The sequence below is a fragment of the Roseimaritima multifibrata genome (assembly GCF_007741495.1).
Taxonomy (GTDB): Bacteria; Planctomycetota; Planctomycetia; order Pirellulales; family Pirellulaceae; genus Roseimaritima; species Roseimaritima multifibrata.
The window spans coordinates 4,086,742-4,101,755 of record NZ_CP036262.1 but is presented as its reverse complement, the minus strand read 5'-3'; the positions used below and the strand labels follow the sequence as shown (position 1 = coordinate 4,101,755).

9 protein-coding genes are annotated in these 15,014 nt (G+C 54.8%); 6 read left to right on the top strand and 3 right to left on the bottom strand.

Features of this window, described 5'->3' with window-relative positions; all coding sequences use genetic code 11:
* Positions 1 to 137 precede the first annotated feature (137 nt).
* Positions 138 to 1,583, top strand: coding sequence for a Gfo/Idh/MocA family protein (locus FF011L_RS14800; RefSeq protein ID WP_145352431.1), 1,446 nt, complete (start codon positions 138 to 140; stop codon positions 1,581 to 1,583).
* A 133-nt stretch (positions 1,584 to 1,716) separates the two neighbouring features.
* Here FF011L_RS14800 and FF011L_RS14795 read toward each other — a convergent pair whose 3' ends face one another.
* A complete protein-coding gene (locus FF011L_RS14795) occupies positions 1,717 to 7,446 on the bottom strand; it encodes a PVC-type heme-binding CxxCH protein (protein WP_145352430.1) in 5,730 nt (1,909 codons plus the stop codon).
* 725 nt (positions 7,447 to 8,171) lie between these two features.
* Between FF011L_RS14795 and FF011L_RS14790 the strand changes: the two genes are divergently transcribed.
* From FF011L_RS14790 to FF011L_RS14780, 3 genes are all read left to right on the top strand, one after another.
* Positions 8,172 to 9,191 (top strand): DUF1559 domain-containing protein, encoded by a 1,020-nt coding sequence (locus tag FF011L_RS14790; protein WP_145352429.1) that lies wholly within the window; start codon positions 8,172 to 8,174, stop codon positions 9,189 to 9,191.
* A gap of 59 nt (positions 9,192 to 9,250) precedes the next feature.
* A complete protein-coding gene (locus FF011L_RS14785; RefSeq protein WP_145352428.1) occupies positions 9,251 to 9,562 on the top strand; it encodes a hypothetical protein in 312 nt (103 codons plus the stop codon).
* Positions 9,563 to 9,676: 114 nt separating this feature from the next.
* Positions 9,677 to 11,791 (top strand): alpha/beta hydrolase, encoded by a 2,115-nt coding sequence (locus FF011L_RS14780; RefSeq protein WP_218932641.1) that lies wholly within the window; start codon positions 9,677 to 9,679, stop codon positions 11,789 to 11,791.
* 290 nt (positions 11,792 to 12,081) lie between these two features.
* Here the strand turns inward: FF011L_RS14780 and FF011L_RS14775 are convergent, their stop codons facing one another.
* Entirely contained in the window at positions 12,082 to 13,176 is a 1,095-nt protein-coding gene (locus FF011L_RS14775; protein WP_145352426.1) for a linear amide C-N hydrolase, read from the bottom strand.
* A 100-nt stretch (positions 13,177 to 13,276) separates the two neighbouring features.
* The gene (locus FF011L_RS27045) at positions 13,277 to 13,402 is read right to left on the bottom strand and encodes a hypothetical protein (protein WP_261342519.1); all 126 of its coding nucleotides are present in this window, start codon (positions 13,400 to 13,402) and stop codon (positions 13,277 to 13,279) included.
* Between the two features lie 58 nt (positions 13,403 to 13,460).
* On the opposite strand from FF011L_RS27045, the gene FF011L_RS14770 reads away from it, so the two are divergent.
* Together FF011L_RS14770 and FF011L_RS14765 are read left to right on the top strand one after the other, a co-directional pair.
* Positions 13,461 to 13,979 carry a sigma-70 family RNA polymerase sigma factor gene (locus FF011L_RS14770; RefSeq protein WP_145352425.1) on the top strand — a complete coding sequence of 173 codons (519 nt, stop codon included), beginning with the start codon at positions 13,461 to 13,463 and terminating at the stop codon, positions 13,977 to 13,979.
* Positions 13,979 to 14,971, top strand: coding sequence for an anti-sigma factor family protein (locus FF011L_RS14765; RefSeq protein ID WP_145352424.1), 993 nt, complete (start codon positions 13,979 to 13,981; stop codon positions 14,969 to 14,971). The genes FF011L_RS14770 and FF011L_RS14765 overlap by 1 nt, the downstream gene beginning before the upstream one ends.
* The last annotated feature ends 43 nt before the right edge of the window (positions 14,972 to 15,014 follow it).

The window sequence follows — 15,014 nt, the reverse complement described above, 5'->3', positions numbered from 1 at the left end:
GCACGAAAATGTCTCTCAAACAAACCGTAGCTACCGTCGCCAGACGGTCGGCAGGAACCACAACCGCGTTCTGATAAACGCAGCTACGGTGTCGCGGCAACGAATTTGTGAACAACGATAACTTTAAGTGATTAACTATGAATCGACCGACGCGTCGCAATTTTTTGAAGCACGCTGCTGCAACCGGTATCGTTGCTTCGACGACAATTTCCGGGACAAAATCGTCTGGCCAAGTCATCGGTGCGAATGATCGAGTTCGTGTTGCGATTGCTGGAATCAATGGCCGTGGAAAAATCCACATGGGCGATTTGGGCGGAATCAAAAATGTCGAAATCACCCATCTGGTCGATCCGGACAGTCGGCTGTTTGCTTCCAGAAGTGCCACCGTCGAACGCTATTCAGGGAAGAAACCGAAGTGTGTGCAAGATATTCGTGAAGTGCTGGAGGACCCGACGGTGGATGCGGTTACGATCGCGACGCCGAATCACTGGCATGCGCTGATGACCATTTGGGCCTGTCAGGCTGGGAAAGATGTGTATGTCGAAAAACCTTGCAGTCACAACATCGTGGAAGGCCGCCGAATGGTTGAAGCGGCCCAGAAGTATGGCCGCATCGTTCAGCACGGCACGCAGTGGCGTTCCGATCCGAAGTGGCAGGCTTACACCACCGACATCCGGGATGGGAAGTACGGCAAGCTGGAAACCGCCAGCATTCAAATCTTCCGTCCTCGCAAAAGTATTGGCATCAAAAATCCGATCCAACCGCCGCGGGAATTGGATTATGACCTGTGGACCGGACCGGCTCCGCTAAATCCCTACCGAACCAATTTGGTGCACTACCGCTGGCACTGGATGTGGGATTATGGCAATGGGGAAATTGGTAATCTTGGGTCTCATGAAATCGAAATGGTACGCTGGGCGATGCCCGCAAGCGCAAGTCCGAAATCCGTTGTCAGTCTGGGAGGGCGTTACGGGTACGAGGATCAGGCAGATACCCCCAATACGCAGTTAACGTTGTATGATTTCGGCGACGCAAAAGTCGTCTGTCAGCAACGTGGCCTGCACTTTGATAAACCGCTGAAAATGAGCATCGATTTTCATACCGACGAAGGGGTCATCAAAGAAGGCAAGTTCTATCTCCATGGTAAGGAGACGGGAGAAGTCATCGAAGGAGCCCCTGTAAGCGGTCTTCCAGAAAATTCCGCGCGAGCTCATCTGCAGAATTTCATCGACTGTGTCCGAAGCCGCAAAAGCGAAGACCTTGCCTCGGATGTCCTTGATGGGCATCGCACGGCGGTTATGGCTCACCTGGGAAATATTTCCTATCGTCTGGGCAAGGAGGCGTCATTTCGCAACGAACCTCATCCCCTTTCTGAAAACCAGTTTGCATCCGATTCGTTCGAAGGTATGAAACGGCATCTGGTCGACACCGCCAGCCTGAATCTATCGAACGCGTCTTATCGGCTTGGTCCGACGCTGCCGTTCGATGCTACGACAGAAACGTTTCTCGATAATTCCAAAGCGAATCAACTACTGAGCGGAACCTATCGCTCCGGCTTTGAATTGCCATCCTTTACTAGCTGATTTGATCCGCCTTTTTCCTGTCCAGCGTCCAGGTCAAAGAATGTTGCTACGCTGGCCGGAGCGTGAATGTGGGGCCTGACCACCGTCTGGCGACGGTAGTTACGGGATGGGGGACGGATTGCTTTGGAATGGGTTAGTCGTCGCTTTCTGATTTCTCCGTTAGCAAGGCAATCAGATCGGCGACGGCTTGTGGCGAGAGATCTTTCTCTAATCCCTCGGGCATTAACGATTTTCCTGACGCTTGCAATTCCTCGATTTCGGTCCGCAGAATCGTTTCGCTTTTGCCTTCGTTGGATAACAGGGTGATGCTGCTGCCGGTTTCGGTTGCCAGCAATCCGTTGTGGACGCGACCATCGACCGTAACGACGATGTAGGTCAGGTAGCGTGCTTCGACTTCGGCGCTGGGGTCCATGATGTTTGCCAACAACGTGGGTGGTCTCTTGTCGGTGATCGAGGCAAGGTCAGGCCCGACGACGTGTCCGACGCCGCCAAATTTGTGGCAGGCTGCGCAGCTGGTCGCAAACACTTTCCGTCCGCGTTCGACGTCGCCGGTCAATTCCAACGCACCTTGGTAACGCTCGATGGTCTGTTTGCGATCGGGGCTGGCCGACGTCGTGAAGGCTTTGGTCCAACCGGATCGGAGTGCAGTGTCTTTCGTCGCCAGCAGACGCTCGCGCATCGAGGGGCTGATTTCGCCGGCGGAAATCTGTTTCGCAACAACGCTTGTTAGCAGCACCTTGCTCCACTGTGTACGGCTGGCCAAAACGTCCAAGACTTTTGCTCGTAATGACGGGCCATAGGACTGCCAACCTGCCAGCATCACGTCGGCGATCGGTTGATCATCCTGGAGTGCCAGGCGATCGATGACAGCCAATTGAAGTTCTACCGCAGACTGTGGCACCAAAAGCTTGGCTAACCGTTGCATGTCCTCTGTATAGACGTTCTCCTGCCTTAACAACAGCCGCAGCGAGGCCGCGGTTAACGGCGTCAGCTGGTCGGAAGCAGCCGAAACAGATGCGCCAGCCTGTGCGATCGATTTATCGACCAACTGTTGGTGCTCCGCCGCCAGCTGATTCAGTGAAAATTTGCGTTTCGCTAATCCGTCCAGAAGATCTGCCAGTCCGGAAAGTTGCCACGGTTTGAGCGGGCCGCCAGCATTGTCGCAGATTGTCGCAACGACCTGACCGATCGCAGCTGCATCGCCGAGAGCTGCGACCTGCCCAAATAGCTGTTGTTGTAAACGGCGTTGATGTTCACTTGCCGTCGCATCGGATGATAACGCAATCGTGGCTGTCAGGACCTGGGCGATGTTGCGTTGGTTCAGCGAGCTCATCACGTTCGCTAGGACGTAGTCTTCATCGGCGGAATCAACCGCCAAGCGAGCCAGTAGTTCTGCCGCCATCAAGTCATCGTAGGCACCCAGCGTCGCCGCCAGTTGTAGTCGCACCTTGGCGTTCGGATCTTTCGCGAGGGGTTCCAACCGCTTGACGTCGACAGGATGTTCAGCCGCCAGCCGGACGGCCTGTCGACGAACTCCGGCGTGGGGATCTTGCAGTGCCGACTGTAAAACATCGATGCTGAGGGTTTGCATGCCATCGAGTGTGCAGAGGGCCTGCAGTCGCTGTTGCGGCGTTTCACCGGCCGTTGCAATCGATTCAATCTGAGGGACGGCAGCGGGCTCTTTCCTGCGGACCAAGTTTTGTTGTGCCGCATCGCGTTGCCAACCATTGGAACTTGCCAGAGCGGCTAGCAGGCCTGCCGTTGAATTTGCGATTGGAGCAGCGTCGAGCAGTTTTCCTGTAGGGACGATGCGATAGATACGTCCACGGTTTTCACCAAGTCGATAGTAGGGTAGCAATTCGTCCTTGCCGTTCTGAGGCAGCCATTGCGGATGTTCGATCATGTAGCGGTACATGTCCACGATCCAGAGCGCACCATCTGGTCCGGTGCGAGCCATCACAGGGCGGCACCAACGATCCTGACTGGCAAAGAAATCGAAATCTGCTTCAGCCGGATCGCGGTGAAAGTTAAAACTGACTCCGTCGTCCGTGATAATGTTGTGTTGGACCAAGTTATGAAACGGTTCGCATGTGAACGCATGCTGTTGATTGTCAGCGCGCGGGAACAACACGTTGTCGCGATAGATGATGGCTGAACAAGCCGATGTGAAGCGGCCCGATTGGTCAAAATTGTGGAAACGTTTTTGCAGCTGTGCGGCGGGGTAGACCGGTGGGTTGCTGGGCGTGACCACTTGCCGTTTGGGATCGGGCGGAGCGAAGTGTGCGTTGCGGCGAATGTCCTGATCGGCCAACACATAGTGCCACAGCGGAAGACTGTTTTGCACTCCAAACCAGTTTCCCCAGTCGTCACGATTACGGCCGTACTGCGAAGGGCCGCTCTGCGGGTCGATGTCACCGGTATCGGGCTGAATGCGAAAGTCGCGGCTGCCGATTTGGTGAGCCTGCCCAGTCAGTACCGAGGTAATCTGATTACCCTTTCCGTAACCCGAGTGGTGACTGCCACTGGCACAATGAATCCAGTTGTCCAGCCCCCATCGCAATCCGTTGACTCGCAGCTGCTGATTGCCTTCCAGGAATCCACTGTAGACGCTGCGGCGGATGTCGGCTTTGCCATCGCCGGTGCTGTCTTCCAGATAGAGGATTTCGGGCGCGGCGGTAACCAGCACGCCGTTCCCCCAGACCAGAATCCCATTGGGAAACGAGAGTCCGTCGGCAAACAGTGTTGACGAATCGTAACGGCCATCTTGGTCTTGGTCTTCCAGCACACGAATGCGGCCTCCTGGTTTTCCAGCCCCGTCCATGCCCAACGGATAATCCGCCATTTCAACAACCCACAATTTGCCATCCAGTCCCCAGTCGATGGCGACGGGGTCTTTTACCAATGGTTCGCTGGCGACCAATTGGACCTCGAACCCTTCTCGCACGTGGATCTTTTTGAGGGAGGCTGCGGCGGTTGTAGGCTCAAGTTCCGATGGAGTCTCTGACTTTTTTCGGGCAATCGGTTTTGCGCCAGCGGTGGCAAAGTGCGTTCGAACTTCGTCGGCTGAAAGCGTACGGTCATAGACCGCGACTTCGTCGATCATGCCCTGGAAATTTGCGTAGTTATCGTTGCGCCCACCAATCTGCATTTGCGAGCAACCTTCGGGGTAGGTTTTGATTAGCGGACCGTCGATTTCAAGATCGCCATTTAGGAAAACTTTTACTTGGTTTGCGTCGCGGACCAGGACCACGTGGTTCCAGCTATCGGTTGTCAGTACGGTTTTGCCGCTGACCAGTTCGCCCCGTTCGTTGCCGTTGTACAAAAACAGTCGCCCGCTGCCGGAATGCGTGCCGCCGATTCCCAGACAATCGCCGGGGGCGCCATTTGCACCTTCGATGCCTCGGGTGAACAGATACCCGGTGACCGGACGGTTGTTGTTGGGCTGTTGATTGTTCAACCAGAATTCAACGCTGTATTGATCGTTCAATTTTGGAACGCTCGCCAGCATGCGGCCACCGGAAAAATTCGGCTGCAACGCGGCGGGTTTGCGAGGTCCCGACTTCGGTTCGTACGTCCCGTCGTGGGCGGCCTGTTCGTCTTTTGCGGCGTTACGGTTGTTATCATGCAGTCGCCAAAAAGCGACCGGTTTTGATTTTTGAATTTCCTCGGCGTAACGTTTAAGAGCTGCGGAGTCCGACGGTTTTTCACCTTGCACGATCGACTTCGACGGAATCTTGGGGGCTTTCATGTTGGAAGCACGATAGAATTCTGCCGTTTCCTCACCTGATAACGGACGAGCGAACAAGGCGATTTCATCTAGCTTGCCATCGAAATTGCCAAAGAAAAATTCGTCGGACGCAGCGGGGGCTGAATGGAGCGAAGTTTGTAGCTCCGGTTGTGCGCTGCCGTTTAAATAGATCTTTACGCTGTCGGCGTGGCGGACCAAGGTCACGTGGTGCCAGGCTTTGGTGCCCAGGGGCGTCGATCCCACGTGCATCTCGGAACCATCTTGTTCGGCGGCGCCGTTGCGGAAGGCAAGCGTGGGTAGACCATCATCGGTGCTGGCAATCGTCAACGCCTGTTGATCCTCACCCTCGCCTCTTGAAAACAAGGTCGCCGACGGATTTTCACTGCCAGCGGGTAAGCCATTCCAGAACCACATCGACAGGCTGTAGTCGTCAGGAAGATCTGCGACCTCAGCCTGCATCGAACCGCCGGCAAAGTAAACGCAGCGGTTGCTGGATTCCCCTGCTTCGGTAGCAGCGGACGCGTGCAGGTCAGGTCCCTGCAGGTATAGGGCCACGCCCCCGTTGAACTGCGCAGGGTGATTTCCGGTCGCATCGGCGGCTTGATCAGCGACCATGTCGCCCAGTCGCCAATAGGCGGTGGGCTGGGCTTTCGTCACTTTTTCGGAATACGGATTCGACGGATCGACCAGAACGCGTCGCTCTTTTCCCGACACGGACTCCAATAACGTCAACACGCGCTCGACAATTTTGGGCTCTGCTTCGACTTCCAGTCCTGCTGTTCGAGCCGGCCAGGTCGTGTAACCGCCCAGGCGATGTTGCTCGGGCGGTGGGATGTATCCTTCGGCGCCATTGGCAAGTTCCATGTTGAAAGTGGTTTCTAATGGGCTTTGCTGTTTAAGTTTCAGGCCGGTGATTCCGTATACCTCGTTAGGCAGTGCAGTGATCCCCAGGTCGCCGATGCGGACGGCTTGCAAGACCACTTCGGTTTCCTGATTGGCATGAATCCATTCTGCCTGCTGGGCGTACACTTCTTCGCGGTTTTTCGGGAGCGCATCGCCGCGTTTGTCATTGATCGGTTTGGCCCAGGCGATCCGCTGAGCGTCGGGGACTCGTCTTCGCAGGGGCATCCGAGATTCGGCCATGGCGATCGTTAGGTCCGAGCGATGTTGGATCTGTTTCCAAGCTTCTAAAGCGGGCTTGGCAATCGATTTCGCGTAATCGGTGCGGTCGATGCGGCGTTTCGGCATCCCATAATCCATCCAGTGCAAATCGCCACTGGTGCCTTGCGACATGATTCCGACAAAGTGGTTAGGGGGCAAGTCGCTTGTTGCAGCGATCCCCGATTCCAGCAATCCGGCGACTTCGCCGAAGTAGTCAGCGGAAAAGCCGGAACCATGACCGAAATAATGCATCGAGTAATTTGCCAATAAGCACAGCGGAGCATCGTCCGCGGCAGATACCACGCTTAGCAATGACAATTGCGGGTCAATCGGACCGGCGGGATGGACGTAGTCAGGATTGAGGTAACCGGGATGCATCATTGCCCGGACCGTTTGTTGGCCGAAGGGATCCGTTCCTGTGCGGTCGCTGCGGGTGATCCAGCGACGGCAATTGGTTTGTTCACCAGCGTCAATCGTCGTCCATCCGATCTTTGCTGGTTGCAATTTTTGGTGCGCCGAAACGATCGCTTCCGCGACGCGTGGCACAACGTATTCCGCGTAGGCTTCGTCGCGACTGGTCCCTAGGCAATACGCCATTACCGAGGGAGCAGAATGCGTGTGAGTGGCACTGATTAGGATACGATTGGCGGGCAGCCCTATCTGTTTTGTTACTTTCGCCTTGATCGCATCGCAGATATCGGTGGGAAACATACACGAATCGACGATGGTGATCGCAATCGTTTCATTCCCCTCGGAAAGCACCAAACTGCGAGCGTGCAACGGATCGGCGCTCGACGTCCCGCTGGCCTGCAGGAAACCTCCATTGCGGATGGCGGGAAAAGTGCGCGGCGAAATGTCAACGGATGACGCTCCGGCACGCAGTACGGTGTCCGCAGATACCAAGCTGATCGGGCACAGAAGCCATAACAACAACGTGGAAAACAGAATTTTCATGAGCGTTGAGGCATTTAGAGATGGTTAGGATTTAGCTGCGAGAGGACTGTCGCGCGGCGGGCGGTGACTCTAGTCTACTCTAAGGGAGAGGACGGCGGGGGGCACATCGCAGCACTATCCCGGTGGCTGAACGAACGATGGCATTTTGACGATTAGGCAGATAATTTATCATCCGAGCCAACGCTCAAATTCTTGTTTAATGTCCGGTCAATTGCTTTTGTCTGCGACTCAACGGGGCGCTTTTCCGTTTTGCGGAAGGCGGCAATCACTAAACCGACAGCCTGTCATCCCGTTATCGGCTTGCCAGTCCATCGATTGGACGTTCGTTCTGTCCCGTGCACTTTGCGTCGTGGAGGATGTGATTGTCCGGTGGCGACATCGAACCGTGTTACGACAGACGCTCGTTCCGCGGTCGTCCGAAAAATCGAACACGGAAAATAGGTGCTCGCTGTAGGTCGCGGAAAAACGCAATGCGTTTTTTGAATAGCAAAGAACTTCAGATGACCCAGTTCACCACGTGTTTTGCTAACGCATCATTGACGATTGCTGTCGTGAATGATCACAGCAGTTGATGGATTGACTTTGCTGAATCAATCAACAGTCCTTTCGAGGATTGACGAACCACTCTCCCGTAATTAGCCTGAGGGTCCCGCCTTACTCCGTGGCTTGCTTTGCACACGGATTCTTGATTTCTAAACTTCTTAGTTTTTAAAAAAGAGGAAGCGATGAAACGCTCATATTCGCTGCGCGCTGGTTTCACTCTAGTTGAGTTACTCGTTGTCATAGCCATTATTGGTGTGTTAGTGGGCTTGCTTTTGCCCGCCGTTCAGGCAGCTCGCGAAGCGGCACGACGGATGCAATGCTCCAACAACTTGAAGCAGTTGGGGTTGGCATCACATAACTATCACGACACGTTTCTGACGTTTCCCGCGTATCGACAGAAAGCGGGTAGTCCTTCGGCAGCAGACTTTCAAGGTTACGGGCCGCTGATCTCGTTCCTCCCCTTCATCGAACAGCAGGCGCTTTATGATCAAATCAAAACCGTGTCTCGCGATTTCTACCTGCCGATTAGTCCGACGGTAGACAATCTGGTTGCGACGACGCCGATGGCAGCTTTTTCCTGTCCCTCGGACATGCCGTTTCCAAGTGCAACAGTGCGAGGCAATTGCAACTATGCGGTCTCTGCGGGGTCCAACATCGGCTGGACGATTGCCGAGTCACGACGTAATGGCGTGTTCGGAATGGATGCTCCCACACGGATGGCGATGATCGTCGATGGGACGTCCAATACGATTCTGTTTAGCGAGCATCTGACGGGTGATGGTGACGACGGTACTTATCGCCAAAAGACAGACCTCGTTCGCGCCCAGCCTTGGTCAGCCAACGAATCCACTCAACAGGGGCCGATTACGGATGCCCAGGTTGAAGCGTATGGACAAGCCTGCGATGCGGGACGCAACAATCACACCAGCTATTATGGTTATCGCTGGGGACGTCCTGTCTATATCTATACTGTTTTCAACACCGTTGCACCGCCTAACTGGAAATACCCCAGTTGCATGACCTGTTCGACCTGTGGTGCAGGCGATAGTAAGGGAGTTTTCCCTGCTAGAAGCCGCCATCCCGGTGGAGTGAATGTCGTGCTGGCGGACGCTTCGGTGCGAATGATGACGGAGACCGTCGATCTACAGCTTTATCATGGTTTAGGTTCCCGCAATGGCGGAGAAGTCGTGACGCTACCGTAGGTGCGGTGCTGCAGCGTTTTCCTTTTTTTGTTTTTCCGATTCTGTTAGGAGCATCGTTGATGTTGGCTCGATTGCTTGTTTGTATGTTGTTAGTGGGCGTGCTGGTTGGGTGTGATAAACGCGAAGAAGGAGTTGCGGTTCAGCCACCTTCCTCCACGGAGTTGGCGAAGGCTGTGCTGGTGGAACTTGCTGCCACCGGTGAACTGAATAGCTCGATTGAGGGCCTGCAGGACCGGCTTGAATCGATGCGTGAATCGGATCCGGCAAAGACCGATGAATTATTGGCTGACTACAATCGGTTGATGGAAACGCCTCCTGCAAACGTTTCGAAAATCAAGTCGATCGCAAAAGAGATGGTCGCCAAGTTTTGATTTGGATGCAGCATTTGTTGTCATGATGCGGATGACAATGTTATGCTTCGATTCCCCGACGAATCGGCCTCCCATTCCTCCCGCCCCCGCACCCCACCTATAGAGAAACAGAACATGAACTTGTCTCGCACTCCGTTTTCGTTGGCGATTTTGGTCTCCGCAATCATTGCCAGCGCGTCGCTGGCTGCCGATCCCGATCCGTGGAAGGTCTACCCCGGTGGGTTGCCCAGCAGTGCGAATGCATTGCGTTACAACATCGATGCCAACGTAGCGGTCAGTCGCCAGCACGCGGATCCCGTGGGGCTAGAGGACTGGGAGAAGTCAAAAGAATCACTCGCCGTCAAATTGGACGAAGCGATTGGTTTGTCGCCGCGCCCTGCCAAAACGCCACTCAACGCCAAAGTGACAGGGCGATCCGAGCGAGACGGCTATACGATCGAGAATGTCGTCTTCGAGAGCTTTCCTGGCTTTTACGTGACGGCGAATTTGTATGTCCCAACTGGCTTGGAAGGCCCGTTGCCTGCAATCGTGGTGACCGCTGGTCACTCGATGGACGACGGCAAAAACTATGATCTCTACCGTACCGCTCAGATCGGATTGGTTCGCCAAGGCTACGTCGTGCTGGCTTATGATCCGATCGGACAGGGTGAACGAAAGTTGCGTGGATACTCCCACCAGGTCAGCTACCCTGCGTTGCTTGTCGGCCATACCAATCTGCGTTACATGCTATGGGATAGCATTCGATCACTCGACTATCTGGAGACGCGTCCGGAAGTGGATCCCAAGCGGATCGGCATCGCAGGCAATTCAGGTGGCGGATTAAATACGATGTATGCGATGCCGATCGATAGTCGATTTGCATGTGGTGCGTCGTTCTGTTGTCTTTGCTCTTATGAAGCTTGGATCAAGGATGGCGGCAATCATTGTATTTGCAACCATCTGCCCGGTATTGCTCAGAACATGGAGCAGTTCCAGTTCGTGGGGCTTGCGGCACCACGTCCGTTTCTTGCTGGCAACGGTCAGAAGGATCCCATTTTCCCAATTGCCGGAACGCGCGATACGATTCGCCGCGCCGAACAGATCTATGCTCTTTATGATTCGGCCGATCACGTGACGCTGCGTGATGTTCCAGCCGGTCATGGTTGGTCGAAGCCATTGCGTGAAGCTGGTTACGGATGGTTCAACCGTTTTCTTCAGGGACGCGGCGATGGTTCGCCCGTTGCCGAACCTGAAATTGTGCTAGAAGACAAGAAGTCGAAAGACCTGATAGTATTCAAAGACGGCAAATTTCCTGCCGATGCCAGAAGCTATGCCGACTTGGTTCGCGAGGAAGCAAACCGATTGGTATCGGCCTATCCGAGCGTGCCAAGCGACGCCGCCGGTTACACTGCCTGGGCAGCAAACCTACGTGAACAGCTTTGGGAAACGCTGGGCGGCAAACCGCAGGCGTTCAAGTCGCCTGCGGAAGAGCACGGATCGTTTGACTGGGAAGGTCACACGGTTAAGCGACTTACCATTCGGACCGAACGCGAGCTGGAAGTACCTGCTCTGTTGATCCAACCCGAGAACGCTAAAAAGCCTCTGCCTTTGGTGATCGTTTTGGACTCGGAAGGAAAGCAGGCGGCGATGAAATCGGAAACGGTTCGCCGATTGCTCGAACAACCAATCGCCATACTGGCTCTCGATGTTCGAGGGACCGGAGAAGGCGTGGTCAATGCCAATCAATGTGCTAGTGACGCGATCGTGCTTGGTCGTCCTTTATTGGCTCAACAGGCTTGGGATGTGATCGTCGCGGCACGCACTCTTTCGGACCAAGAAGGTCTTGGGGAAGTTGCCGTGTATGGACGTGGCAGTAGCGGGTTGACTGCACTGCTTGCGGCAGCCCTCTCTGACCAGATTGACGCAGTGGTTACCGAGCGGACGCTGGGCAGCCTTGTCGATGCGATCGCCGACCCTTTGCCGCAGCCGTTGTGGGTCTACGCTCCGAACCTTCTCAAAGTAGCCGATGTTTCGCAGCTAGCTGCACTGTGTGCACCTCGCCCTCTACTGTGCGTCAGCCCAGTGGATGGCGAAAAGAAGGACCTCTCGGAATCTCGCATTGAATTGTTGGCCGCTCCGGTCCAAGCCGGATATAACGCCATAAACGCGACGTCGGCTGCTCAGCTCGCGACAGGCACAGAGGCTGAGCAAGCTGCAGGCGATTTTCTGATCAAGACGCTCACCGAGTAGAATCTTCGCTCGATAGCTTTATCGTTTCGTAGTAATCTCTTTTCCTACCCTCCCCCTTTGTGCGGAGCGTGGAGAAGGGCGTGTTGAAGGTAGAGCCGTTTGCTGCGAAGCGAGCGGCACGGCTGAAGGTGAGGGGCCGCTCCCCTCACCGTTGCGCTTACGCAAACATGTAAGATCGGTTTCCAATTGCTGAAGCGGACGAACGGACGGGGCGGAGACCGTCCACATCCCCAACGCGATCCGCGAGATCTTTGTTGCGAACCTTGAGGATTTGGTAGCGACTTGCAACTTTACTTTGCGGTTTTCGAAAGGTCTGGGATGACCTCTTCGCCTCGCATCGAAATGGTCTTGATGTCCTTGGCGTCGAAGTCGACCTGTTTGAGGTCGACCATCCGGATCTGGCTGTTTTCATAGGTGCGGAAATAGTGACGCAGGTTTGTTAAATCCGCGGCGCTTGTCCAGAGGGTATAGTCGGCAACTTCATTCCCTTTTTCGTTGGCCATAGCCGCCCCTTTGGGAATATCGAACTGATTCAGAATATGGAAGGCTTGTAAGACGCCCTCTTTTGCGGTTTTGACAGGCAACGCAGCTTTGGAATAGGCGACGGCACGCACAAATCGTGACGGAGGCGTGAAATCCCCCGGCAACCCAAGCATTCCGCTTCCTTGGCCGAGTGCCTCGATTTGTTTCCCGGCCAAGTCCATTCCCTCGGAGTTTTGTGCGGTCAAGTTGACGTAGTTGCTCAGATTGGTCAGGTGCCAGTCGAACTGCGGCGAGTTTGTCATCACGCCGATCTGATTGGAGTGCGTGGTCAGATTTCCGTCAACGTGTTCGAAGACGACCGACTTGCCAGTGGCGTCCGTTGCAATCAGATGAAGGGGGGGGACGAAGCCCATCTTTTTCATCACGACTTCCCCGACGAGGACGTTGTTGGCCGCTTCGACGGCTTCATCGACGCTGCTGCACGTACCGAGTAGGTAGGTGCTCAGTTCCCAAGGGGCGAGCGATCGATCGGCATCCTCGGGTTTCACATCCTGGTATTTGGCGAAACCGGGGAAGTAAAACACCCCGACATGCAAGCCCTTTTCATTCAATCCGTCAGCAACGAGTGGTTCATCGAAGGCATTGGTTCCGACGATCCCGTATTCGGATTTCCATCGCATGCCGGGCTTATCGCCGGGGGCCGTGCCTTCAAATGAATAGCCTCTCGGGATGATGATCACGTTCGATTGGAGGTCTGTCCCGAACTCCATCGTCCGGGCAAAAATGACGGAACCGTCGCCGGGCCGAAGGGTAATGCCGGTACAAGCCAAGGCGGCCGTAGCGCCCAGCGTCAGCAGAGCGGGCAAAACGAATTTTAAGCAAGATCGAAATAATCGGAGCATGGATTGTTCTTCTGAGCGTATAACGACAAGTCAACAGAGTGAGTTTCCGGAGGGCACGACTGGGACTTGCCTCATCGAACCGTCCGCCTTGAAAGGAATATTAGGTCACGAAATCGATTTGAGCGTGGGATTGCTTTGTCGACAAATTGACTTGCGTCCCCGATTCGCTTGGTAATGTTGGCATCAAGCGGAAAAAAATGTCGGAAATTCGGGAATGGTTGGTCATAAAAGGGTCCGCTCGGATAAGTAAGTATGTGAGGCATTTTTTTTTTATGGAGCGATTTATGGACGAAACAACCCGACAAGCGACCCGTCAATGGACATTGGCCCAGCCAGCCGTCTCGGCGTTTATTGCCTCGGTGGTCCGTGATTTCCGCGATCGTGACGATGTGTTGCAGAACGTCGCGGTCGCCGTCGTCGAATCCTTTCATTCCTATGATTCCAAGTCGCCATTCATCCCTTGGGCGATCGGGATCGCGCGGCGGCAGGTAGGGTTGTATTTGCGGCGTCGGGGACGCGATCCGTTGGTTTTCGATGACGACGCGGTTGCTTGCCTCGCGGTCGCGTTTCATGAAGAAGCCCAAGAACGCTCGCTGGCACTCGATTTTCTGCAGGACTGCCTGGGGTCCCTGGATGGTCGAGCCAAACAGTTGATTGGTCTGCGGTACCGAGACGATATGAAGCCAGCTGCGATCGCGTCTCAAGCTGACATGACGCCCAATTCCGTCGCCAAAGCACTGCAGCGAGTTCGAGATCATCTTAGAGAGTGCATTGAACGCAAGGCGTTGGAGGCGAGCATTTGATGAGCATTGATTACCAAAAACTGATCCATGGATACCTAGATGATTCACTTTCAGGTGAGCAACAAGACCAGTTGAACCAGTGGATCAAAGCGGATGAAAAAAACGCACGGCAATTCGCTTCGTTCATGATGCTACATGATCGACTCCGCAGCGAATTGGCCGCGCCCGAACATGACGCGACGTATGCTGTGGAGCCCATCAAGCCGCAGTCGAGTGGTTGGTGGCGGCGGTCGTTTGCCGTGGTGTCGACCGCTTGTGCAGTTCTGCTGATCGCTGGAATCTTTTGGCAAACCGTCGATACGCCTTCCGCTTCGGCCGCGATGATTGAGCTAAATCGAATCATCGAGGTCAATGATTTGCCGATGGCCCGGACGTTCTTGATATCGGTTCGTGACACCGTGATTCCCCCCAGGCATCAAGATCCCTCCACCCCTGAGCGGCGTCGTCCTCCCAAGCCCTCGCTAGATGGAGCGACGCTTGACGTTCGCGGTTCGAACCAGTTCGTGCTCAAACGCCAGACCGCGCAGGGAGACGACTTCGTAACCGGGAGCAACGGAACAACAAGCTGGGCCGTGCGACCTGATGGGCCGGTGCGTTATAGCAATGACGTGATCCACTTCGCTCGAGATCTTCCTGGCCATGAAGATGGATTGCCTATCAACAATCTACACGACGGATTGGAAGCATTGCGCACCGCCTATGACTTGGAATTGTTGCCTAGGGAAACGCAAAAACCAGATGCCGCGCGAGGCAGTGAAGTCGAGCGGCAGTTGGTCGCTGTCAAGAAACCAGGTTTCCGGGGAGCAGCGAGGGTAGAGATCCGTTACGCCGAAGTAAGTGGCAAAATTCTTGAGCTCCGTTTTTATGAAATGGCTTATGGACCCCAGCAAATCACGTTGACGATGACCGCTATTGAAGAGGGAGGTCTCGCCGCTAACCATTTCGACCATGCATCCCATCACGGACCCGAGCGGGCCGTGGAATACGAGTAAATAGATATGAAACGTTTCCTTTGGCTTGCGATCGGTGTCGCAG

What these genes read in the sequence shown, in the direction of transcription:
- FF011L_RS14800 (WP_145352431.1), top strand. Translation starts at nt 138, where the DNA reads ATGAATCGACCGACGCGTCGCAATTTTTTGAAGCACGCTGCTGCAACC.
- FF011L_RS14795 (WP_145352430.1), bottom strand. Translation starts at nt 7,446, where the DNA reads ATGAAAATTCTGTTTTCCACGTTGTTGTTATGGCTTCTGTGCCCGATC.
- FF011L_RS14790 (WP_145352429.1), top strand. Translation starts at nt 8,172, where the DNA reads ATGAAACGCTCATATTCGCTGCGCGCTGGTTTCACTCTAGTTGAGTTA.
- FF011L_RS14785 (WP_145352428.1), top strand. Translation starts at nt 9,251, where the DNA reads ATGTTGGCTCGATTGCTTGTTTGTATGTTGTTAGTGGGCGTGCTGGTT.
- FF011L_RS14780 (WP_218932641.1), top strand. Translation starts at nt 9,677, where the DNA reads ATGAACTTGTCTCGCACTCCGTTTTCGTTGGCGATTTTGGTCTCCGCA.
- FF011L_RS14775 (WP_145352426.1), bottom strand. Translation starts at nt 13,176, where the DNA reads ATGCTCCGATTATTTCGATCTTGCTTAAAATTCGTTTTGCCCGCTCTG.
- FF011L_RS27045 (WP_261342519.1), bottom strand. Translation starts at nt 13,402, where the DNA reads ATGACCAACCATTCCCGAATTTCCGACATTTTTTTCCGCTTGATGCCA.
- FF011L_RS14770 (WP_145352425.1), top strand. Translation starts at nt 13,461, where the DNA reads ATGGACGAAACAACCCGACAAGCGACCCGTCAATGGACATTGGCCCAG.
- FF011L_RS14765 (WP_145352424.1), top strand. Translation starts at nt 13,979, where the DNA reads ATGAGCATTGATTACCAAAAACTGATCCATGGATACCTAGATGATTCA.